The organism is Microbacterium sp. JZ37 (assembly GCF_035188445.1).
Classification (GTDB): Bacteria; Actinomycetota; Actinomycetes; order Actinomycetales; family Microbacteriaceae; genus Microbacterium; species Microbacterium barkeri.
On the sequence record NZ_CP045253.1, the window covers coordinates 450,214 to 470,635 of the forward strand.

Below are 20,422 nucleotides of genomic sequence, written 5' to 3' on the forward strand. Positions count from 1 at the left end.
ACCTCCACGCGACGCGAGCGCGATCGGGGGAGGGGGCGAATCGACATCGGGGCGTCGTGTGGATAGCGTTGTCTGGATCGATCGAGGGGGGCTCATGCCGAACGCCGACAGGCCGCCGACACTCACCGACGTCGCACGACTCGCGGGGGTGTCGGTGCCGACCGCGTCGCGCGTGCTGAACGGCGGCGTCCGCGGCAAGCAGAGCGGCTCCCCTGAGATGCGTCAGCGCGTGCAGGACGCCGCGCGGGCGCTCGGATACTCCGTGAGCCCCGCGGCGCAGGCGATCAAGGGCGGGCGGGCCCGCACGATCGCGCTCGTTGTGAGCGACATCGACGACTTCGGGTCGGCCACGATGATCTCGGGTGTCATGCACGCCGCCGAGAAGCGCGGCGTCTCGGTCGCCGTGCGCACGACGCGCGACGATCCCCTGCGCGAGATCGCCCTCCTCGAGGAGCTGCGCGGCGAGCGGCACCGCGCGATCGTGATCGGCACGAGCCGGACGACCGACGCGCGCCGCGAGGCGGCACTGGCTGCGCAGCTCGGCACGCTCGACGCGCACGGCACGCGCGTGGTGGTCATCGGCCACAGCGCCCTGCCCTTCCCATCCGTCACCGTCGACAACAGGGAGGCGGCCGCGGCCCTGGCCGAGGGCCTCGCGCTGGCCGGCCATCGTCGCTTCGCCGTCGTCTCGGGCCCCGACTTCGAGATCACCTCGCAGGACCGTGTCGCGGGGTTCCTCGAAGGTCTCGATCGGCACGGAATCAGCGTCCTCTCGGGCGACGTCGTGCATCGCTCGTTCTCGCGGGACGGCGGATACGCCGCCGTCGACGACCTGGCGACGCCCGTCGCGGAACTCGACGCGATCGCTGCGATGAGCGACGCGATGGCGGTCGGCGTGATCGCCCGGCTGCGCGAGCAGGGAGTCGAGGCCCCGGGTGACGTCGAGGTGAGCGGATTCGACCACGTGCCGATGCTCGGCGACGTGCTCCCGAACTTCAGCACCGTCGAGGTGCCGCTTGAGGCGTTCGGAGAGGCGGCACTCTCGCTCGCCCTCGACGACGGGGATCCGCAGCCCGACCAGCGCATCGCGCTGCGCGCGACCCCCATCGTGCACGGCGCCGCCGTCGCCCGGCGCTGACGTCGTCAGTCCGCGTCGTGCGGCCTCCGGAAAAAGAAGTGGCAAACGTTGTCCACTTTGCGTTACGCTCCTGGAGTCGGACGCGGTCCGATCCGAATCAAGGGAGATCACATGCAGAACGCACAGACGCGTGACGCCCGGCGCCGCGCATCCCGACGCGCCGCCGCATCGCTCGCGGCCACCGCAGCCGCGGTCGTCGTGCTCGCCGGGTGCGCGGGCGGCGCAGACGCCGGCGATGCGGGCGGGAAGACGACCATCCGCTTCCTGTACGCGACGGGCGACGAGACCTGGAACTCGGTCGTGGACGGGGTTGTGAAGGCCTTCAACGAGCAGAGCGACTCCACGGTCGTCGAACTCGATCCGCTCCCTGCGGGCAGCGACTACGCGACGGCCCTCAAGACCATGGACGCGACAGGCAACTGGCCCGCTGTCGTCGACATGCGCGACACGCTCACATACATCCAGGCGGGAAAGCTCGCGCCGATCCCCGAGTCGGTGACCGACCTGCTCGCCCCCGACGTGTACGGTGCCGCCGAGGATGGGAACGTCTACACGGTGCCCTCCTCGGCGCTCAACGGCGAGATCGGCATCAACATCGTCTACGACAAGTCGTACTTCGCGGACAACGGCCTCGAGGTCCCGGAGACGTACGACGACTTCATCGCGCTGCTTGAGGAGATCCAGGCAAACGGCGATGTCCCGCTTGCGACGGCCGCTGCCGAGGTCTGGCCGAGCGACCAGCTCTGGAAGCCTCTCGCCGCCCCGGTCTTCGCCGAGTACTCCGAGCAGGGCTTCTGGAATGCGGTCGCCGAGGGGACCGCGTCCATGGAGGACCTCCGCGAACCGCTCGAGCGCCTCGTGCAGATCACGGACGACTTCGTGCTCGAGGGATGGCAGTCCACGGCGGATGCCCAGACGACGACGCTTCTCGTCAACGGCCAGGCCGTCATGGCGACATCGTCGGCGGGCATCGGGCGATTGAACGACATCCACAAGGTCGATCCCGAGTTCGACGCAGGGCTGTTCATCATCCCCGCCGATGACGGCACGATCAACGTCCTCAAGAACTCGGTCGTGGGCGACACGGCGTCCGGCCTGGCGATCTCGGCGCAGGCGCAGGAGGACGGCGCGGAGTACGACTCCGCAGTCGAGTTCCTCGAGTACTTCTATTCGGTCGAGGCCGCCAACCTCATCGAGTCGCTCGGCTGGATCGCCCCGAACATCGCGGCGTCGGACGAGGTCGAGCGCAACACCGAGATCCCCGGAGCCGCGGACTACTTCGCGCTCCTGGAGGATCCGAACCTCAACTGGTACAGCAACGAGTCGTCGAACGAGGCGCTGAGCGCTTTCAACACGTTCTTCCGTCAGGTCCGCATCGAGATGCAGGACGGGCAGATCACCGTGGATGAGGCGATCTCGAAGCTCCAGGCCGAATTCGACAAGACGGTCGCGGCGGGCTGACGGCCTTGGGGTCGGGCGGTGACGCCCGGCCCCTCCGCCCCGCATCGCGACGAGGAGATGTCATGAGCGATTCCCCGCAGGCCACGGCGACCGTCGAGGTCGTCTCAGAGCCCGGGCTTCCGCCCCTCGCGGCGCCGCCCGTGCGCGCGCCGATCCGCCCGCCCCGCCGCGGGGGCCGACGAGGGCGCTGGGTGCTGCTCGGCTTCATCGCCCCGGCCCTTGTGGTCTACCTGCTGATGGTGATCATCCCGTCGCTGCAGTCGGTCGAGCTGAGCTTCACGGACTGGGACGGCATCAGCGATGACTACGCCTACATCGGCTTCGCGAACTATGCCGACATCTTCGCGAGCGGCCGGTTCTGGAACGCCGTCAAGAACACGCTGATCCTGGGGCTCGGCTCGGCTGTCATCATCAACGTGATCTCGCTCGTGGTGGCGCTCATGCTCGACAAGCTCGAGCACGGCCAGGGGTTCTTCCGCGCCGCGGTGTACCTGCCGGCGCTCGTGAGCGCGTTCATCGCGGCGACGATCTGGAAGTACCTCCTGAACTTCAACTTCGGGTTCGTGAACACGCTGCTCCGCGACCTCGGCATGCCCGATGCCGCGCGCGATTGGCTCGGAGACAGCGGCATCGTCGTGTGGGTCATCCTCTTCCTCACCTGCTTCACGCTGGGCGGCAACACGACCCTCATCTACCTCGCGAACCTGCAGTCCGTGCCGCAGGAGCTGCTCGAGGCCGCGCGGATCGACGGCGCGAACCGGCGGCAGGTGTTCGCGAACGTCACCTGGCCGATGCTCGCGGGCGCGGTCACGGTCAACATGACCCTCGCGCTCATCGCCGGATGGACCATCTTCGACCAGGTCATGGTGCTCACCTCGGGAGGCCCGGGCTTCGTGAGCGAGACCATGGCGTTCTTCATCTACAAGGTCGGCTTCGGCGAGTACCGCGCGGGCTTCGGCAGCGCGGCCGCCATCGTCCTGTTCATCGTCGTGATCGTCAGCACGGTCGCCGCGAACACCTACATGCGCAAGAGGGAGATCCAGGCATGAGCGCCACGGAGGCTCTGACCACACGCCGCGAGCGGGCTCCCCGGGTGCGGAAGCGGTGGACGCCGAGCGAGATCGTCGTGATGGTCGTGCTGAGTGCGCTCGTGCTCCTCGTGTCGACGCCCGTGCTCTACGCGCTCGCGAACTCGTTCCGGTCCTACAGCGACATCACGCGCGATCCCATGGGGCTCCCGACGTCGTTCACGTTCGACAACTACGTCCAGCTGTTCCAGCAGACGGATTTCGCGGAGGCCGTGGGCAACACCCTCATCATCACGGTCGCGACCGTCATGCTGCTCGTCGCGATGGTCCCGATGGCCGCGTACGGCATCGAGCGCCTCGGCGGGCGCCTGGGCCGCGGGATCTATGTCCTCTTCATCGCCGGGCTGATGATCCCGTTTCAGGTGCGGATGATCCCGCTCGTCGAGGGGTTCGACGACGTGGGTCTCTACAGCACCCTGACGAGCGTCATCCTCGTCCACCTCGGCGGCGCGGCGTCCTTCGGCATCCTGCTCTACTGCAGCTTCATCAAGGGAATCCCCGTCGAGGTCGAGGAGGCCGCGCACATGGACGGCGCCGGCCGCCTGCGCACGTTCTGGCTCATCGTCTTCCCGATGCTGCTGCCCGTCACGAGCGCGTTCGTCATCATCCAGGCTCTCGGCCTGTGGAACGACTTCTTCATCCCTCTCGTCTTCCTCGACTCCTCGTCGGCGGGGACGATCAACGTCGCCATCAACCGGATGGTCGGTCTGCTGACCTCGCAGTGGCAGCTCATCTACACGGGTGCGATCCTCGCCATCATCCCGTCGGTCGCGATCTTCGCGGCATTCCAGCGCTACTTCATCAAGGGCATGTCGATCGGGGCGGTGAAGGGATGAGCGCCCTGCTGACTCGCACCGGACAGCTGCTCGCGCATGACGGGCGCATCGCCGGATGGCTTCTGGCGATCTGGCGGTGCTTCCTCATCGGGGTCTCGTTCCTCGCGACCGCAGCGCCGCTGCTCGTGTTCCACGCCCTCGTCGGCTGGCAGGCGACGCACCTCGCGATCGCGCTGTTCGGGCTCGCCGTCGTGCCGCTCGTTCCCGGCGTCCACGCACTGCTCGTCGCGACGGAGCGGCTCCTCGACCTCGGTGGCGGAGCCGGCGCGGGTCGCGCCTTCTGGGCGGCGCTCCGCTCGGGCGCCCGTCGGCTGAGCGGCGCGGCGCTCGCGGCAGGAATCGCGGCGGTCGTGCTGTCATACGACATCGCGCTCGTCGGGCACGTCGACGCGCTCCTCCTCGCCGCGATCGGCGCGACGGTGCTCGCGATCGCCGCGCTCCTGGCGGTGTGCGTCGCGGCTGCGCAGACCGCTCTGCGCGGGGTCGCCCTCGTGTCGGCGGCGCTCACGGCGGCGGTGCGGCGCCCGCACATCGTGCTGTGCTGGCTCCTGCTCTCCGCGATCGGCGCCGCAGCGAGCGGTATCCCCCTCGTCGGCTCGAGCGTCGCGGTGTTCGCCCCGCCGCTGGTCGCCATCAGCATCCACATCTGCAACCGCGCGCTCGGCTTCGGTCGCGAGCGCCTCGAAACGGAGACGTCGTGACAGACACCGCCCTGAACATCCTCGACACCGCCGAGCCGGCCGGACCTGCGAGCGTCGAACTCGGCGCATTCACGCTGACCTGGTCAGACGACCGGCCCCTGAGCGTGCACTCGGAGATGTCGCCGCTCGCAGGCCGCCCCGGCACGGCGCTCGTCGAGGTCTTCACGGCGCGCGAGCAGCGCGAGCGCACGAGCCAGGCCTACTACCGTTCGGCCGTCGGGGCGCGACTGCGGGTTCAGGAGGCGGCGCGCGAGGAGTCGGATGGCGCGGAGCGCGCGATCGTCATCCAGCGCGACGAGACGACGGGACTCGAGGCCCGAACGACGCTCACTGCGCCGAAGGGCGTCGACGTGCTGCGGGTCGAGACGAGGATCCGCAACACCTCGGCCGAAGCGGTCGTGCTCACCGCGGTCGGCTCGGCTACCATCGGCTTCGGACGCGACGCAGCTGACCTCGAGCGGATGGTCCTGCTCGCGGCACGCAGCGAGTGGCTCGCGGAGAACCGGTGGCAGACGACGCCGCTCGGCGAGCTGCTGCCCGCGATCGCGCTGCCGCTGCACGGGCAGGACGGGCGCGGGCACGCGGCGCTGTCGAGTCATGGTGCATGGTCGAGCGGGGAGCACGTGCCGGTCGGCGCACTGATCGGCGGCGACCATGCGCTGGCCTGGCAGATCGAGTCCAGCGCGGGCTGGAACGTCGACCTCTGCCAGACGGCGGCGGGTGGCGTCCTCACGCTCACGGGGCCAACCGACCTCGAGAACCACTTCGCGCATCTGCTCCTTCCGGGGGAGTCGTTCGACGCCGTGCCGGTGGCCGTCTCCGTCTCTCGGGAGGGTGCGGAGGGCGCGATCGGAGGCCTGACCGGCTATCGCCGGTGGCTGCGCCGCCGGCACGCCGGGCAGGCCCTGCCTGTCGTCTACAACGACTTCATGAATACGGTCATGGGGCAGCCCACTACCGAGGTGCTCCTGCCGCTCATCCGCGAGGCGGCCGACGCCGGATGCGAGGTGTTCTGCATCGACGCCGGCTGGTTCGCCGATCCCGACATCGGCGACTGGTGGGCCACGGTCGGGGAATGGCGGGAGTCGTCAGCGCGCTTCCCCGACGGCGGGCTGCGCCGGATCACGCAGGCGATCCGCAAGGCGGGCATGCGTGTCGGCCTCTGGCTCGAGCCCGAGGTAGTCGGCATCCGAAGCTGTGCGGCCGAGGCACTTCCCGATGACGCGTTCTTCCAGCGGTTCGGTGCGCGCGTGCGCGAGCACGACCGGTATCACCTCGACTTCCGGCACCCTGCGGCTCGGGCGCACCTCGATGCGGTCGTCGATCAGCTGGTGCGCGACCACGGCGTGAGCTATCTCAAGCTGGACTACAACATCAACCCGGGTGCCGGGACGGAGTGGCGCGCGGCTGCTCCGGGCGACGGACTCCTCGGTCACACGCGGGCTTTCCGCGACTGGCTCGTGGCCGTGCAGGAACGCCATCCTGCGCTCGACATCGAGAACTGCAGCTCGGGCGCCATGCGCGCGGACTACGGGTTGCTGGCCGTGACGCACCTGCAGTCGACGAGCGACCAGCAGGATTTCCGCCTGTACCCGCCCGTGGCAGCGTCCGCGCCGGCGTCCATCCTCCCCGAGCAGTGCGGCAACTGGGCGTATCCGGCCGCCGAGATGAGCGTCGAGGAGACCGCGTTCACCCTCGTGACCGGCCTCAGCGGGCGCTTCTACCTGTCCGGCTTCCTCGACCGACTGAGCGAGGAGCAGCGGTCGGCCGTGCGCACCGCGGTCGCGCTGCACAAGCAGCACCGCGAGTCGCTCGCCGACGCCGTGCCGTTCTGGCCGCTCGGACTCCCGGCGTGGGACTCCGACGTCGTCTGCCTCGGGCTGCGCGCCTCGGACCGCACGCTCCTGTTCGTATGGGACCGTGCGGACACGGCCGTCGACATCGTGCTTCCCGGGATCACGGGCGAGGTCCGGCAGACCTTCCCCGCGAGCGGATGGGCAGTCTCGCGCGTCGACGGCGGTGTGCGGCTGCGGACGATGTCCGGGCCGACCGCCCGCGTCCTGACGGTGGAGGAGCGCGCATGAGAGGGACGATCCGACCGGGGCACGTCGTCATCGACGACCGCGGGCGCGTCGCCCAGCTGCACGGCATCGGCGTGCAGCGCGTGGGCGACCGCTGGTTCGCCTGGGGTGAGGACAAGACGGCGGGCTCGACGTTCACGGCGGTCGCGTGCTACTCGACCGACGACTTCGCGAACTGGCGATTCGAGGGGAACGCGCTTGAAGCGGGGGACGGCGATATCGGGCCAGACCGCATCGTCGAGCGGCCCAAGGCACTGCGTCGCCCTGACGGCATGTGGGTGCTGCTCCTGCACATCGACACCGTCGACTACTCCGCTGCGCGTGTCGGCTACGCGATCGCCGAGCGGCCGCAGGGGCCGTACCGCTATCTCGGAAGCGAGCGTCCGCTCGGCACGATCAGCCGCGACATCGGCGTCTACCAGGAGGACGGCGTCGGCTACCTCCTCTCGGAGGACCGTGAGAACGGTTTGCACATCCACCGTCTGCGTGACGACTACCTGGGGGCGGAGGCGACCGTCGCGACGCTGCGCCAGGAGCGCCGACCGGAGATCGGGTACGAATCGCCGACGCTCGTGAAGCACGAGGGGCGCTACCACCTGTTCGGATCCGATCTCACCGGGTGGAGTCTCAACGACAACATGCACGCCACGGCTCCTGCCCTCGAAGGCCCGTGGTCGGCGTGGTCGGGGTTCGCGCCCGATGGCAGCCGGACCTTCGACTCCCAGGTGAGCGTCGTCGTCCCCATGGGCGACGGGTTCATCTACGTCGGCGACCGCTGGCGGCCCGACGACCTGTTCCACTCGCCGACAGTCATCCTCCCGCTGCGCATCGTGGGTGAGACAGCGACGCTCGAGTGGCGGGACGCGTGGCGCGCAGGGGAGGAGCGCGGATGATCAGGGCCGCATTGCTGATGGAGGCGCACCTCGTCGGCTTCGTGTTCGGCGAGGAGGAGCGCCGCGCGCTCGAGGACGAGCTCGCCGTCGACTTCTCGTCGGCCGCGACTGCGGTCTCCGCGCTCGACGACCCGGCAGAGATCGAGCTGCTGCTCATGGGCTGGGGTGCCGAGGCGCCCTCCGCCGCCGACTTCGATGCCATGCCGCGCCTGCGCGCCATCGTGCACTGGGGCGGCGGCTTCGCGACCGCCGACGAGGCAGCGCGACGCGGCATCGCCCTCGCGTCCGCGAAGGCCGCGAATGCCGTTCCTGTCGCCGAGTTCACACTCGCGATGATCACCCTTGCAGCGAAGGATGTCTTCTGGGCGGCGCGCCGGTACGCGTCGGAGCAGCGCTTCCTCGACCGGGAGGCGGAGTACGGGCACACGGGCCTCGGTGGCGCCCGGGTCGGGATCGTCGGCGCGTCCGCGGTCGGGGAGCTCGTCATCCGCGGTCTGCGGGATCGCGATATCGCGGTCGCCGTCTACGACCCCACCCTCTCGGTCCAGCGCGCCGCCGTGCTCGACGTCGAACTCATCGACGACCTCATCGCGCTCGCAGCAGGCAGCCGCATCCTCTCGATCCACGCACCGCAGATCCCGCGGACGATCGGCATGGTGTCCGCGGCCGTGCTCGCCGCGCTCCCCGACGGCGCCACGGTCGTCAACACCGCGCGGGGCGCGATCGTCGATCAGGACGCGCTCGTCGCCGAGCTCGCCGCCGGGCGGCTGCGCGCCGTCCTCGACGTGACCGAGCCCGATCCCCTGCCGCCGGGCCACCCGCTCTTCTCTCTCCCGAATGTCTTCCTCACGCCGCACCTCGCCGGCTCGATGGGAACCGAGCTGCGCACGCTCGGTGCCGTCGCGACCGCCGAGGCGCTCCGCTTCGCACACGGCGAGGCATTCGCCCATCCGATCGCCTGACAGACGGAGGAGACCGGCTTGATCGCAGACCGGTCGGCAAACGATATCCGAAAGGGGACGCGAGAGCACTGACACGGCGGCGACGGGGCCGTCCGCGGGCGAGGCCCGCGATCCGCAATGACGCAGACGAAAGGACATCGCGATGAAGCGATCGCACGCACCAGGAAGGGCGAGGGCTCTCGGGGCCCTCGTCGCCGCGACAGTCGGGCTCTCGGCGCTTGTCGGGCCACCCGCCGTCGCGCAGGAGACGGCGCCGCCCGCCCTGCCCGAGATCACCGAGACCACGAGTGCGGAGGGTTTCCTCCATCCCGGTACCGGCGTCACCGCCGACCAGCTCGAGACCGTTCAGGAACAGGTCGCTGCGGGTGTCGAGCCGTGGGCGAGCCACCATGCCGCGATGGCGCAGACGAAGTATGCGTCGAAGACCTACGTCGGGCAGAACCAGGGCGCGACGGATGAGCAGCCGAAGGATGCCTCGTACAACGAGACGCGGATGCGGTCTCGCGCCCTCGACGACAGCATCGGCGCGCTGACGCAGGCGATCATGTACGCCACGACGGGCGACGAGGTCTACCGGGCCAACGCCCTGCACGTGCTGCGCACCTGGAGCAGCCTCGATCCCGAGGGCTACGCCTACTTCTCCGACGCGCACATCCACACGGGCGTGCCGCTCTACTACTTCGTGACCGCGGCCGAGATCATCCGATCGACCGAGCCCGTGAACGACAGCCTCGAGGGGTATGACCTCCGATGGACCGAGCGCGACCAGCAGAGGGCGGAGGAGAACCTCGTCCGCCCGACGCTCGAGACCTTCCTCTTCTCCCAGAACCGTCTCTGGAACCAGCACACCTACGGCGTCGTCGGCATGATCGCGGCCGCGATCTTCCTCGACGACCCCGAGCTGTACGCGCAGCGTGTCGAGTGGTTCTCGGTCAACTCGACCTACGAGAGCGAGCACACCATCAACGGCGGTGACGTCAATGGAGGCCTGGCATCTCTCATCCGCCTCATCGACGCCGACGACCCGCGCAACCCCTACGGCGAGGACTTCGTCGAGCTGCTCGAGATGGCCCGGGATCAGGCGCACGCGGAGGGCGACATCACGACGCTGAGTGCCGCAGCGCGGATGATCCACAACCAGGGCACGCGACTCGACCCTGTCGAAGGCACTGTCTCCGACGAGGTTGACGCGGTCACGCCCTACGGCTTCCTCGACAACCGGCTGCTCGAGGGCGCCGACGCGTTCGCGCGCTTCATGATGGGCGACGAGCCGCCGTTCGTCGACACGTCGGGCGGAGCGAGCACGCTCTCCCAGGCGTACCGCGGACGGCTCCGCGACCTCATGAACGACCTGTACTACCAGTACACGTACGTCGAGGGCGTCGATGTCGAAGAGGAGGCCCCCTACGTCGCGCTCCTGCATCGGCAGAGCGACGGACCCCTGTACCGCTACGGCGCGCACGTCGAGAACTTCTGGAACCCGCGCGGCTCGGACTTCACCGACGCCGAGTACTGGCTCGCGTTCCCCGAGGAGCTCGCAGAGCAGGATGTGCAGATCCCGCAGCCCGCTGACACCGCGTGGGTGCCGACCGCGAAGTACGGGCTCCCGCTCGGCGCGGGAGCGAAGATCGTCACGGACGACGCGGGGGAGAGCTTCGCGCGACTCAACGCGAAGCGCGGCGACGCGACAGTCGCGGTCCGACGGATGGTCTGGGGCGCGAGCATGGGCATCCGCGTGCGCACGAACGGGCAGGCGACCCTGCAGGTGTCGGGGACCGCCGACGGCGCCACACCGTTCGAGGTCTCCCTCCCCGACACGAAGGGGGAGTGGACGCACGTCGGACTCGATCTCGGCGCCGTGCCCCCTGGCACCGTCGGCCACCACATCGTGTACCTGCGCGTGGCCGAGGGCGCCGCCCGCGTGGACGTGTCGGGTGTGCTCGGCGACGCGAAGGGCGAGCTCTCGCCCCCTGTGTTCGCGGACGCGCCCGAGCTGGCCTTCCTCGCGGTGGCGGGCGAGCCCATTCAGCGGGCGCTCGCGGTCGAGGACGCCGACTCCGAGCGCACGCTCTCACTCCAGGGGGCGCCCCGCGGGGCAACGATCGGGCAGGACGGCGCACTCACCTGGACACCGCGCGCCGCCGGCGAGGAGAGCCTCATCGTTGTCGCGCAGGACGGCACCTCGACCGCGACGCTGCCGGTGCGCGTGACCGTCGCAGCGGACCGCCCCGGAGCGATCGCGGCGGCTCTCGACGGACTCCAGGACGTCGCGGCATACACGAGCGAGAGCTGGGCCGCCGTCGCCGAGGCCGAGGCCGCGGCGCGCGAAGGGATCGAGGCCGACAGCGCGGGCTTCGCGGCGCTCCTCGAGGACCTGCGACTCGCGGTAGCCGATCTCGACCTGCTGAATCCGATGCTCGCCGACGGGACGCACGACTACTCGCTCACCGCCACCTCGCCCGAGCTGCCCATCGCGACCCTGCGCAACCTGGTCGACGGGTCGAACCAGACGACCTGGGGCGACCGCCGAGACGTGTCGGTCGAGCTCGACTTCGGCGTCGGATTCCGCATCCAGGCCGACCGGATCGGGTTCCTCGCCCGCGACACCTTCCCGAATCGTGCGGAGGGCACCAACGCCTACGGCTCGAACGACAACGAGACGTGGACGCTGCTGACGGAGCGCCCGAATGCGGGCGACGACACCGCGGTCGAGTACGTCGACGTGCGCGAGGAGGTCCGCGACGAGCGGTTCCGGTACCTCCGGCTGCAGATCGACGAGCCCGGTATCCCGACCGACCCGGCCTACCCAGGGATCTGGTCGCTCGCCGACGTGCGCATCGACGGCGTCCGCTCGGAGGCGACGCTCGAGGACCTGCTCGACGAGGCGCGGGAGGCCGACCTCTCGCAGTTCTCGCGCGCATCCGCCCTGCTGTTCACGCGGGAGCTCGAGGACGTCGTGGCAGCGGCGTCCGAGCCGGACGCCGACGACGCAGCGCTCGCCGCGCGCCTTCGGGCCGCATGGGAGCTGCTCGAGGCGCCGTCTGTCGAGACGAGCGCGATCGCGCACGACTGGGTCACGGCGAGCACACCGTCGTGGGATGGCACGCGTGATGCCGCGGGCAACGGCTGGGCGATGTTCGACGGCGACCTCGCGACGTACACCGACACGACCACCTCGTCGGGCTGGGTGACGGCGATCCCCGACGACGGCTCGGCGCTCCCGGTCGCCGCCGTGCGCTTCGCGCCGCGCGCGGGCCACATCGCGCGAGCCAACGGCATCCAGTTCCAGCGCTCGACGGACGGCGGTCGTACGTGGACGACGTTCGCGACCGTCGCGAACGCGGTCGACGGGTGGAATCGCCTGGATCTCGAGGCTCCGATCGAGACGGGCGCCGTGCGCGTGCTCGCGGCGTCGGGCAACACCAACCTCGCCGAGGTCGAGCTCGTCGCGAGCACGGTCGACCGCAGCGCGCTCCGCCTCCTCCTCGACGAGGCGGCCGAGCTCGTCGAGGAGGACTGGACGTCCGAATCATGGGATCGACTGCGCGCCGCCCGCGTCGGGGCGGAGACGGTGCTCGCCGATGCGTCGGCGGAACAGGCGGACGTGGACGCCGCGGCCGACGGCCTTGACGATGCCCTCCAGGGGCTCGAGGCAGCGCGCTGATGTTCCCGCTCACAGACCGCCGCGATCGCTAGGCTGAGGGGGCCGCGCGCCGCCGCGCGCGGCCCCGTCCCGCTCCCGGCGACGGCGAGACCGATGGAGGACTCCGGTGGCGAACACGAGCGCGGACAAGCCGAACATCCGGCAGGTCGCCCAGCTCGCCGGCGTCTCGCACATGACGGTCTCGCGCGTCCTCAACGACTACCCGTACATCAAGGAGGCCACGCGCCGCCGCGTGCTCGAGGTCATCGAGGAGCTCGACTACCGCCCCAACATGGCGGCGCGCGCCCTCGCGACGCAGCGCAGCCAGCGGATCGGCGTGCTCGTGGAGAGCGCGGTCGAGTTCGGCCCGACGAGCACGCTCCGCGCCGTCGAGTCGGCCGCGCGGCTGGCCGGATACTCCGTGAGCGCGATCGCGCTACGCGGCGGCGACGAGATCACGCCGCAGGAGGCCGTCGACAACCTCACGACCCAGGGGATCGACGCCCTGTGCGTCGTCGCCCCGCGCTCGTCGTCGATCGCCGCCCTCCGCAAGATCTCGATCGGCGTCCCGGTGCTCGTCGTCAAGCCCGACAAGGACCCGACATTCCTCACCGTCTCGGTCGACCAGCAGGAGGGCACGACCCTCGCGGTCGACCATCTCGTCTCTCTCGGGCACCGCGACATCCTGCACCTCGCCGGGCCGCTCGACTGGCTCGACGCCCGCGCACGCGAGCGCGCGTTCCATGCACGCGCCAAGGCGTGGGGCATCCGGGAGCGCCCGATCGTCGTCGGCGACTGGACAGCCGACTTCGCCTACGACTTCGCCAGGGGCATCCGCGAGCTGCCCGACTACACCGCGATCTTCGCGGGCAACGACGACATGGCGGTCGGGCTCATCCACGGGCTCGCCGACCGCGGATTCTCCGTGCCAGACGACCTCAGCGTCGTCGGCTTCGACGACGTGCCGCTCTCGGCGCACGTGCTGCCGCCGCTCACGACCATCCGGCAGAACTTCCACGCGCTCGGCGTCTCCGCGGTCGACATGCTGCGCGCGGCGATCGAGAAGCGCGAGATCCCTCGCGTGACGCGCATCCCCGCCGAGCTCCTCGTGCGCTCCTCCACGGCCGCGCCGCGGGAGGGGCGATGACCGCGCGTCAGCCCGTCGTGGAGATGACGGGGATCTGCGTCGAGTTCGCGGGGGTCCGCGTCCTCGACGACGTGGACCTCACGCTGCGCCCGGGAGAGGTGCACGCGCTCATGGGCGAGAACGGCGCCGGCAAGTCCACGCTCATCGGCGCGCTCACCGGAACCGTGCCCATCCGCTCGGGCGAGGTGCGCATCGACGGAGACGAGAGCGTTCCCGTGGGCGTCGCGCGCAGCCGGGCACAGGGCATCGCGACCGTGTTCCAGGAGACGCGTCTCAGTCCGCACCTCACGGTCGCCGAGAACGTCATGCTCGGCAACGAGATCCGAGGCCGCCTCGGCATCGACTGGAAGGCCAACCGCGCCCGCACCCGGGAGGTGCTCGCGCGGCTCGGCCTCGACGACGTCGACCCCCGCGCGCCGCTCACGGCACTGTCGCCCGCGGTCAAGCAGCTCGTCGCCGTCGCGCGAGCCCTCGTGCTCGAGCCGCGCGTCCTCATCCTCGACGAGCCGACCGCGAGCCTCGACGCGGCCGAGGTCCGCACGCTCCTCCGGGTCGTGCGGGGTCTGCGCGACCGCGGCGTCGCCATCCTCTTCGTCTCGCACTTCCTCGAGCACGTCTTCGCGATCGCCGACCGGATGACCGTGCTGCGCGGCGGGCGCGTGGTGGGGGAGTACGCCGCCGACGATCTCGACCGGGCCGACCTCATCTCGAAGATGATCGGCGAGGACATCGAGGCGCTCAAGGCGCTGCGCTCGGAGCGCCTGTCGCACCACTACGCGGCCTCCGGGGAGCCGACCCTGTCGGCCTCAGCGCTCGGCCGACGCGGCACGCTCGAGCCGACCGATCTCGAGCTCTCCCGTGGCGAGGTGGTCGGCTTCGCCGGGCTGCGCGGCTCGGGGCGGACCGAGCTCGCGCGCCTCATGGCGGGCGCCGAGCGCGCCGACAGCGGAGAGCTCTGGGTCGACGGACGGCGGGTGCAGCTCAGCAGCCCGGGCGCCGCGCTCCACCACCGCATCGCCCTCTCCACGGAGAACCTCCGCGACGAGGGGATCATCGGCGGGCTCACGGCGCGCGAGAACATCGTGCTCGCTCTGCAGGCGCTGCGCGGATGGTCGCGGCCGCTGTCGCGCGGCGAGCAGGACGCGCTCATCGAGACGTACCTCGAGGCCCTGCGCCTGTCGCCGTCCGACATCGACCGCCCCGTCGAGGAGCTCTCGGGCGGCACGCAGCAGAAGATCATGCTCGCGCGCCTCCTCGCGACGCGCCCGCACGTGCTCATCCTCGATGAGCCCACGCGCGGCATCGACATCGGCGCGAAGCTCGACATCCAGCGCAAGGTCGCTCAGCTCGCGGGGGAGGGCGTCGCGGTCGTCTTCATCTCGTCGCAGCTCGAGGAGGTCGTGCGCCTGAGCGATCGCATCGTCGTGCTCAAGGACCGCGAGAAGATCGGCGAGCTCAGCAACGGCCCCGGCGTGACGGTCGACACGATCGTCGAGATGATCGCCGCCGACCTCGACGGGGACCTCGGGGACTGATCCCATCACGATCCGATCTCGCCCTTGCACGGAACAAATTGTTCCCGGTAACATCTCGAGCACGACGCACCACGCGTCACTGCAATCGGCAGCGGATCCACGACGGATCCGGATCGCCGGGCGGCCCTGCGCCCGGTGTCTCGAGGAGGAGAACCATGTCTGCACACAAGCGCGTCTTCCAGGTGCTCGGTCTCGCGACCGTCGGCGCCCTGTCGCTCGGTCTCGCTGCCTGCTCGGGCGGGGCGGCCGGCGACGACGACGTCACGACGATCGGCTTCGTCGCGGTCGGGCCCGAGGGCGCCTGGCGCGAGGCGAACGAGCAGAACATCCAGGACACGTTCACGGAGGAAGCGGGCTACGAGCTGAAGTACGCGCCCGCCACGAACCTCGACCAGAAGTCGCAGATCGACGCGTTCACGTCGTTCGTCGACGAAGGCGTCGACGTGATCCTGCTGTCGGCCACCGAGGCCACCGGCTGGGAGGACTCGCTCAAGCGAGCCCAGGAGGCGGAGATCCCCGTCGTGCTGCTCGACCGCGGCATCGAGCCCGACGACACGAGCCTCTACGTCACGCGCATCGCGCCCGACAACATCGAGGTCTCCACGGCGGTCGCGGAGTGGGCGGTGTCGGCCTTCCCCGACGGCGCGAACTACTTCGTGCTCGAGGGCCCGGCGGGCGTCTCGGTCGTGAACGAGCGCAACGAGGGCTTCGACGCCGTCGTCGGCGCCGAGTCGAGCTTCACGAAGATCGGCGCGCAGACGGCGAACTGGTCGACCGAGGAGGCCAAGGGCGTCGTCGAGACCGTCCTGAAGTCCAACGGAAACGACGTGCAGTTCATCTTCGCGCAGAACGACGAGATGGGCCTCGGCGCCGTCCAGGCCGTCGAGGAAGCGGGGCTCACGCCGGGTGAGGACGTCAAGATCGCCACGATCGACGGCACGCAGGGCGCCCTCGAGGCCCTCGCGGCCGGCGACCTCAGCTTCGTCGCCGAGTACAACCCGCTGTTCGGCGAGACCGCCCTCGACGTCGTCGAGAAGGTGCTCGCGGGCGAGGACGTCGAGCCGAGCATCGTCGTCCCGAGCGAGACCTTCGACTCGCCCGAGGCCGCCGAGACCGCGCTGCCCGACCGCAAGTACTGATCGGGCACGCGCCCGACGTGCGGGGCCCTCGCGGGCCCCGCACGCTCAGACCACCCGCGGCACGCTCGCGGCGACAGATGTGGAGCATGCGATGACGCAATCGCGTCCGATCGTCGAGATGGAGGGCATCTCGATATCGTTCCCCGGCGTGAAGGCCCTCGACGAGGTGAGCTTCCGGCTCTTCCCCGGCGAGGTGCACACGCTCATGGGCGAGAACGGGGCCGGGAAGTCGACCCTCATCAAGGCGCTCACGGGCGTCTACCGGATCGACGAGGGCGAGATCCGCATCGCGGGCGAGCCGCGGCGGCTCACCGGCACGGCCGACGCGCAGAGCGCGGGCATCTCGACCGTGTACCAGGAGGTCAACCTCTGCGCGAACCTCACGATCGGCGAGAACGTCATGCTCGGCCACGAGGTGAAGGGCCCGCTCGGGATCAACTGGCGCGCGACGCACCGCCGTGCCGGGGAGACGCTCGAGAAGCTCGGGCTCGGCCACCTCGACCCCAAGCAGTCGCTCGCGACCCTGCCCCTGGCCATCCAGCAGCTCGTCGCGATCAGCCGGTCGATGGTCGCGCAGTGCAAGGTGCTCATCCTCGACGAGCCGACCTCGAGCCTCGACGCGAACGAGGTCGAGCAGCTCTTCGCGGTCATCCGCCGCCTGCGCGACCAGGGCGTCGCCATCCTCTTCGTCTCGCACTTCCTCGACCAGGTCTACGCGATCAGCGACCGCCTCACGGTGCTGCGCAACGGCCGGTTCGAGGGCGAGTTCCGCACGCGCGAGATCGACCGCGCGACCCTCATCTCCACCATGATCGGCAAGGACGCCCAGACGCTGGCGTCGCTCGACGCCAAGCCGGCACGGCGTGTGCGCGGCGACGCGCTGTACTCGGCCAAGGGGATCAGCCGCAAGGGCGCGATCGAGGAGGTCGACCTCGACCTGCACCGCGGAGAGGTCGTCGGGTTCGCCGGCCTCCTCGGATCGGGGCGCACGGAGCTCGCGCGCCTCGTCTTCGGCGCCGACCGCCCCGACACGGGCGAGGTCGCGCTCCGGGGGAAGAAGGCCGACATCTCGACGCCGGCGAAGGCGCTCGCCGAGCGCATCGCGTTCTCGAGCGAGAACCGCCGCGACGAGGGCATCATCCGCGACCTCAGCGTCCGGGAGAACCTCATCCTCGCCGTCCAGGCCAAGCGCGGCTGGGCGCGCCCGCTGCCGCGCCGCGAGCAGGATGAGCTCGTGAGGAAGTACATCTCGGCCCTCGGCGTCCGCCCGACCGATCCCGAGCGGCCGATCCGCCTGCTCTCGGGCGGCAACCAGCAGAAGGTCCTGCTGGGCCGGTGGCTCGCGACCGAGCCCGAGATCCTCATCCTCGACGAGCCGACGCGCGGCATCGACGTCGGCGCCAAGGCCGAGATCCAGGAGTACGTCGCCGCTCTCGCCGACGAGGGGCTGTCGGTCGTCTTCATCTCGTCGGAGCTCGAGGAGGTCGTCCGGCAGAGCGACCGCATCGTCGTCCTCAAGGACCACCGCAAGATCGCCGAGATCGACGGCGGCCCCGGCGTCTCCGCCGATTCCATCGTCACGATCATCGCCGAGGACGGCCTCGACGGTGCAGACGCGGATGGCGCCATCCGCGAGGAGGTCGCATCATGAGCGAGAGCGCATCCCGCTCCCGAGAGGTCCTGAGGGGACTGCTCAAGAGCCAGTACGTGTGGGGCGTCGTCGCCATCGTGCTCCTGCTCGCCGTCAACCTGGCGAAGGACCCCGGCTATCTCGCCGTCACGGTCGGCTCGTCGGGCCACCTCGTGGGCAACGTCATCGACATCCTGCGGGCCGCCGCGCCGATCATGATGATCGCGGTCGGCATGTGCCTCGTCGTCGCGACAGGCGGCATCGACCTCTCGGTGGGATCCGTGATGGTCGTCGCCGGCGCCGTGTCGATGGAGTTCCTCAGCGCGGCACCCGACACGCTCGGCTCCGCGTTCGCCGCGCTCGGTCTCGTGGTCGTCGTGAGCGCGGCGCTCGGCGCCGTGAACGGCGTGCTCGTGTCGGTCGTGGGCCTGCAGCCCTTCATCAGCACGCTCGTCATCATGCTCGCGGGGCGCGGTCTCGCGAAGGTCATCACGGGAGGCCAGAACACGACCGCCTCGAACGAGGCGTTCCGGTGGATCGCGAACGGGTATGTGCTCGGCCTGCCCGTCGTGTTCCTGCTCGCGCTGCTCATCGTGATCGCCGTCGGCCTGCTCGTCCGCCGAAGCGCCCTGGGCCTCATGCTCGAGGCGATCGGCATGGACGCCAAGGCCGCGCGCCTGGCCGGCGTCAACCGCCGCGCGCTGCTGTTCACGGTGTACATCGTCGGCGGGGTGCTCGCGGGCATCGCGGGCGTCTTCGCGACGGCGAGCGTGATGACCGTCGACGTGTCGCGCACGGGCTACCAGCTCGAGCTCGACGCGATCCTCGCGGTGGTCATCGGCGGCACGTCGCTCGCGGGCGGCAAGTTCAACGTCACGGGCGCCGTCGTGGGGGCCATCCTCATCGCGACGCTCGACAAGACGGTCGTCTTCCTCGGCATCTCGTCGTCGGCGACCCCGGCCTTCAAGGCCATCGTCATCGTCGCGCTCTGCCTCCTCCAGTCGGAGCGGGTGCGGCGCGTGTTCCGTCAGCGCCGGGCGCGCACAGCCCGCCCGGCCCAGCGAGAGGTCGTCGCGGCATGAGCGCTCTCACCACGCCCCCGGCTCCCGCACCCGCGCAGGAGCCCGGCCGCCTGAGCCCGATCCTCCAGCGGCTGTCCCTCCACCTCGACACGCTCCCGACCGCCGCGGCCGTCGTGATCTTCGTCGGGATGATCATCTACGGCGAGGCCGCGTACGGCCAGATCGTGCAGTTCAACACGCTGTCGAACCTGCTCATCAACAACGCGCACCTCATCATCCTCGCCGTGGGCCTCACGTTCGTGATCCTCACGGGCGGGATCGACCTCTCGGTCGGCGCCGTGATCGCGTTCAGCAGCGTCGCGGGGGTGCTGCTCATCAACGCGGGCTGGGACCCCTGGGTCGCGACCGTGCTCATGATCCTCATCGGCACCGTGTTCGGCGCGATCTCGGGCGTGCTCATCCAGTACTTCCACGTGCAGCCGTTCATCGCGACCCTCGCGATGATGTTCCTCGGCCGCGGTCTCGCGTCGATGCTCAGCACGGTGCCCGAGCGCCTCGCCGACGACTCCGCGCTGCGCACGCTGGGCACGCAGATCAAGGTCGTCGACGGGCCCAAGGTCAACGACATCGTGATCACGCCCGGCGTGCTCATCGCCGTGGTCGTCGTCGCGATCGCGTTCTTCGTGCTGCACCGCACCCGCACCGGGCGCACGGTGTACGCGATCGGCGGCTCGGAGCAGTCCGCGGCGCTCATGGGCCTGCCCGTGGCCGCGACCAAGATGTGGGTCTACGTCATCAGCGGCACCCTGTCGGGGCTCGCCGCCGTCGTCTACACCGCTCGTCTCGGCAGCGCCCAGAACATCACCGGCATCGGGTGGGAGCTCGACGCGATCGCGGCGGCGGTCATCGGCGGCACGCTGCTCACGGGCGGCGCGGGCTTCGTGCTCGGCTCGGTCGTCGGCGCCCTCGTGCTCGGTCTCATGAACGTGCTCATCACGCGCGACGGCGGCATCCCGCCGGAGGCCACGACCATCATCACGGGAGGCATCCTCCTCGTGTTCGTCCTGCTGCAGCGCGCCGTGCTCGCACGGCGTCGCGAGTAGCGCACCGACGCGCCGGCGCCTCATCGACCGATCGAGCGTGAGG

The 20,422-nt window shown here is 70.3% G+C and carries 15 protein-coding genes; all 15 read left to right on the top strand.

Annotation, left to right across the window (positions count from 1 at the left end):
- The first annotated feature begins 94 nt into the window (after positions 1-94).
- Positions 95-1,138 (top strand): LacI family DNA-binding transcriptional regulator, encoded by a 1,044-nt coding sequence (locus GC092_RS02020; protein WP_271172893.1) that lies wholly within the window; start codon positions 95-97, stop codon positions 1,136-1,138.
- A gap of 111 nt (positions 1,139-1,249) precedes the next feature.
- Positions 1,250-2,599, top strand: a complete 1,350-nt coding sequence (locus GC092_RS02025) for an ABC transporter substrate-binding protein (protein WP_324013803.1) — start codon at positions 1,250-1,252, stop codon at positions 2,597-2,599.
- 62 nt (positions 2,600-2,661) lie between these two features.
- Entirely contained in the window at positions 2,662-3,648 is a 987-nt protein-coding gene (locus tag GC092_RS02030; protein ID WP_324013804.1) for a carbohydrate ABC transporter permease, read from the top strand.
- Positions 3,645-4,523 carry a carbohydrate ABC transporter permease gene (locus GC092_RS02035; protein ID WP_271172890.1) on the top strand — a complete coding sequence of 293 codons (879 nt, stop codon included), beginning with the start codon at positions 3,645-3,647 and terminating at the stop codon, positions 4,521-4,523. The genes GC092_RS02030 and GC092_RS02035 overlap by 4 nt, the downstream gene beginning before the upstream one ends.
- Positions 4,520-5,224 (top strand): hypothetical protein, encoded by a 705-nt coding sequence (locus GC092_RS02040; protein ID WP_324013806.1) that lies wholly within the window; start codon positions 4,520-4,522, stop codon positions 5,222-5,224. The genes GC092_RS02035 and GC092_RS02040 overlap by 4 nt, the downstream gene beginning before the upstream one ends.
- Complete coding sequence (locus GC092_RS02045) at positions 5,221-7,308, top strand: glycoside hydrolase family 36 protein (RefSeq protein WP_324013808.1); 2,088 nt, start codon at positions 5,221-5,223, stop codon at positions 7,306-7,308. Before GC092_RS02040 ends, GC092_RS02045 begins: the two co-directional genes overlap by 4 nt.
- Positions 7,305-8,198 (top strand): family 43 glycosylhydrolase, encoded by an 894-nt coding sequence (locus tag GC092_RS02050; RefSeq protein ID WP_282978724.1) that lies wholly within the window; start codon positions 7,305-7,307, stop codon positions 8,196-8,198. The genes GC092_RS02045 and GC092_RS02050 overlap by 4 nt, the downstream gene beginning before the upstream one ends.
- Positions 8,195-9,160 carry an NAD(P)-dependent oxidoreductase gene (locus tag GC092_RS02055; RefSeq protein WP_324013811.1) on the top strand — a complete coding sequence of 322 codons (966 nt, stop codon included), beginning with the start codon at positions 8,195-8,197 and terminating at the stop codon, positions 9,158-9,160. The genes GC092_RS02050 and GC092_RS02055 overlap by 4 nt, the downstream gene beginning before the upstream one ends.
- Positions 9,161-9,302: 142 nt before the next feature.
- Positions 9,303-12,824, top strand: coding sequence for a discoidin domain-containing protein (locus GC092_RS02060; protein WP_271172885.1), 3,522 nt, complete (start codon positions 9,303-9,305; stop codon positions 12,822-12,824).
- 106 nt (positions 12,825-12,930) lie between these two features.
- Positions 12,931-13,950, top strand: coding sequence for a LacI family DNA-binding transcriptional regulator (locus GC092_RS02065; protein WP_324013814.1), 1,020 nt, complete (start codon positions 12,931-12,933; stop codon positions 13,948-13,950).
- On the top strand, positions 13,947-15,485 hold the full coding sequence (locus tag GC092_RS02070) for a sugar ABC transporter ATP-binding protein (RefSeq protein ID WP_271172883.1): 1,539 nt from the start codon (positions 13,947-13,949) through the stop codon (positions 15,483-15,485). The genes GC092_RS02065 and GC092_RS02070 overlap by 4 nt, the downstream gene beginning before the upstream one ends.
- Positions 15,486-15,640: 155 nt before the next feature.
- Positions 15,641-16,624, top strand: coding sequence for an ABC transporter substrate-binding protein (locus tag GC092_RS02075; protein WP_324013815.1), 984 nt, complete (start codon positions 15,641-15,643; stop codon positions 16,622-16,624).
- A 91-nt stretch (positions 16,625-16,715) separates the two neighbouring features.
- Positions 16,716-18,275 (top strand): sugar ABC transporter ATP-binding protein, encoded by a 1,560-nt coding sequence (locus tag GC092_RS02080; protein WP_271172881.1) that lies wholly within the window; start codon positions 16,716-16,718, stop codon positions 18,273-18,275.
- The gene (locus tag GC092_RS02085; RefSeq protein ID WP_271172880.1) at positions 18,272-19,336 is read left to right on the top strand and encodes an ABC transporter permease; all 1,065 of its coding nucleotides are present in this window, start codon (positions 18,272-18,274) and stop codon (positions 19,334-19,336) included. The genes GC092_RS02080 and GC092_RS02085 overlap by 4 nt, the downstream gene beginning before the upstream one ends.
- Positions 19,333-20,379 carry an ABC transporter permease subunit gene (locus GC092_RS02090; protein ID WP_271172879.1) on the top strand — a complete coding sequence of 349 codons (1,047 nt, stop codon included), beginning with the start codon at positions 19,333-19,335 and terminating at the stop codon, positions 20,377-20,379. The genes GC092_RS02085 and GC092_RS02090 overlap by 4 nt, the downstream gene beginning before the upstream one ends.
- Positions 20,380-20,422: the final 43 nt, after the last annotated feature.

Bases quoted from the DNA above. Each gene is read 5' to 3' on its own strand.
- GC092_RS02030 (WP_324013804.1), top strand. From the start codon at position 2,662: ATGAGCGATTCCCCGCAGGCCACGGCGACCGTCGAGGTCGTCTCAGAG.
- GC092_RS02050 (WP_282978724.1), top strand. From the start codon at position 7,305: ATGAGAGGGACGATCCGACCGGGGCACGTCGTCATCGACGACCGCGGG.
- GC092_RS02060 (WP_271172885.1), top strand. From the start codon at position 9,303: ATGAAGCGATCGCACGCACCAGGAAGGGCGAGGGCTCTCGGGGCCCTC.
- GC092_RS02020 (WP_271172893.1), top strand. From the start codon at position 95: ATGCCGAACGCCGACAGGCCGCCGACACTCACCGACGTCGCACGACTC.
- GC092_RS02070 (WP_271172883.1), top strand. From the start codon at position 13,947: ATGACCGCGCGTCAGCCCGTCGTGGAGATGACGGGGATCTGCGTCGAG.
- GC092_RS02025 (WP_324013803.1), top strand. From the start codon at position 1,250: ATGCAGAACGCACAGACGCGTGACGCCCGGCGCCGCGCATCCCGACGC.
- GC092_RS02085 (WP_271172880.1), top strand. From the start codon at position 18,272: ATGAGCGAGAGCGCATCCCGCTCCCGAGAGGTCCTGAGGGGACTGCTC.
- GC092_RS02075 (WP_324013815.1), top strand. From the start codon at position 15,641: ATGTCTGCACACAAGCGCGTCTTCCAGGTGCTCGGTCTCGCGACCGTC.
- GC092_RS02055 (WP_324013811.1), top strand. From the start codon at position 8,195: ATGATCAGGGCCGCATTGCTGATGGAGGCGCACCTCGTCGGCTTCGTG.
- GC092_RS02090 (WP_271172879.1), top strand. From the start codon at position 19,333: ATGAGCGCTCTCACCACGCCCCCGGCTCCCGCACCCGCGCAGGAGCCC.
- GC092_RS02035 (WP_271172890.1), top strand. From the start codon at position 3,645: ATGAGCGCCACGGAGGCTCTGACCACACGCCGCGAGCGGGCTCCCCGG.
- GC092_RS02080 (WP_271172881.1), top strand. From the start codon at position 16,716: ATGACGCAATCGCGTCCGATCGTCGAGATGGAGGGCATCTCGATATCG.
- GC092_RS02040 (WP_324013806.1), top strand. From the start codon at position 4,520: ATGAGCGCCCTGCTGACTCGCACCGGACAGCTGCTCGCGCATGACGGG.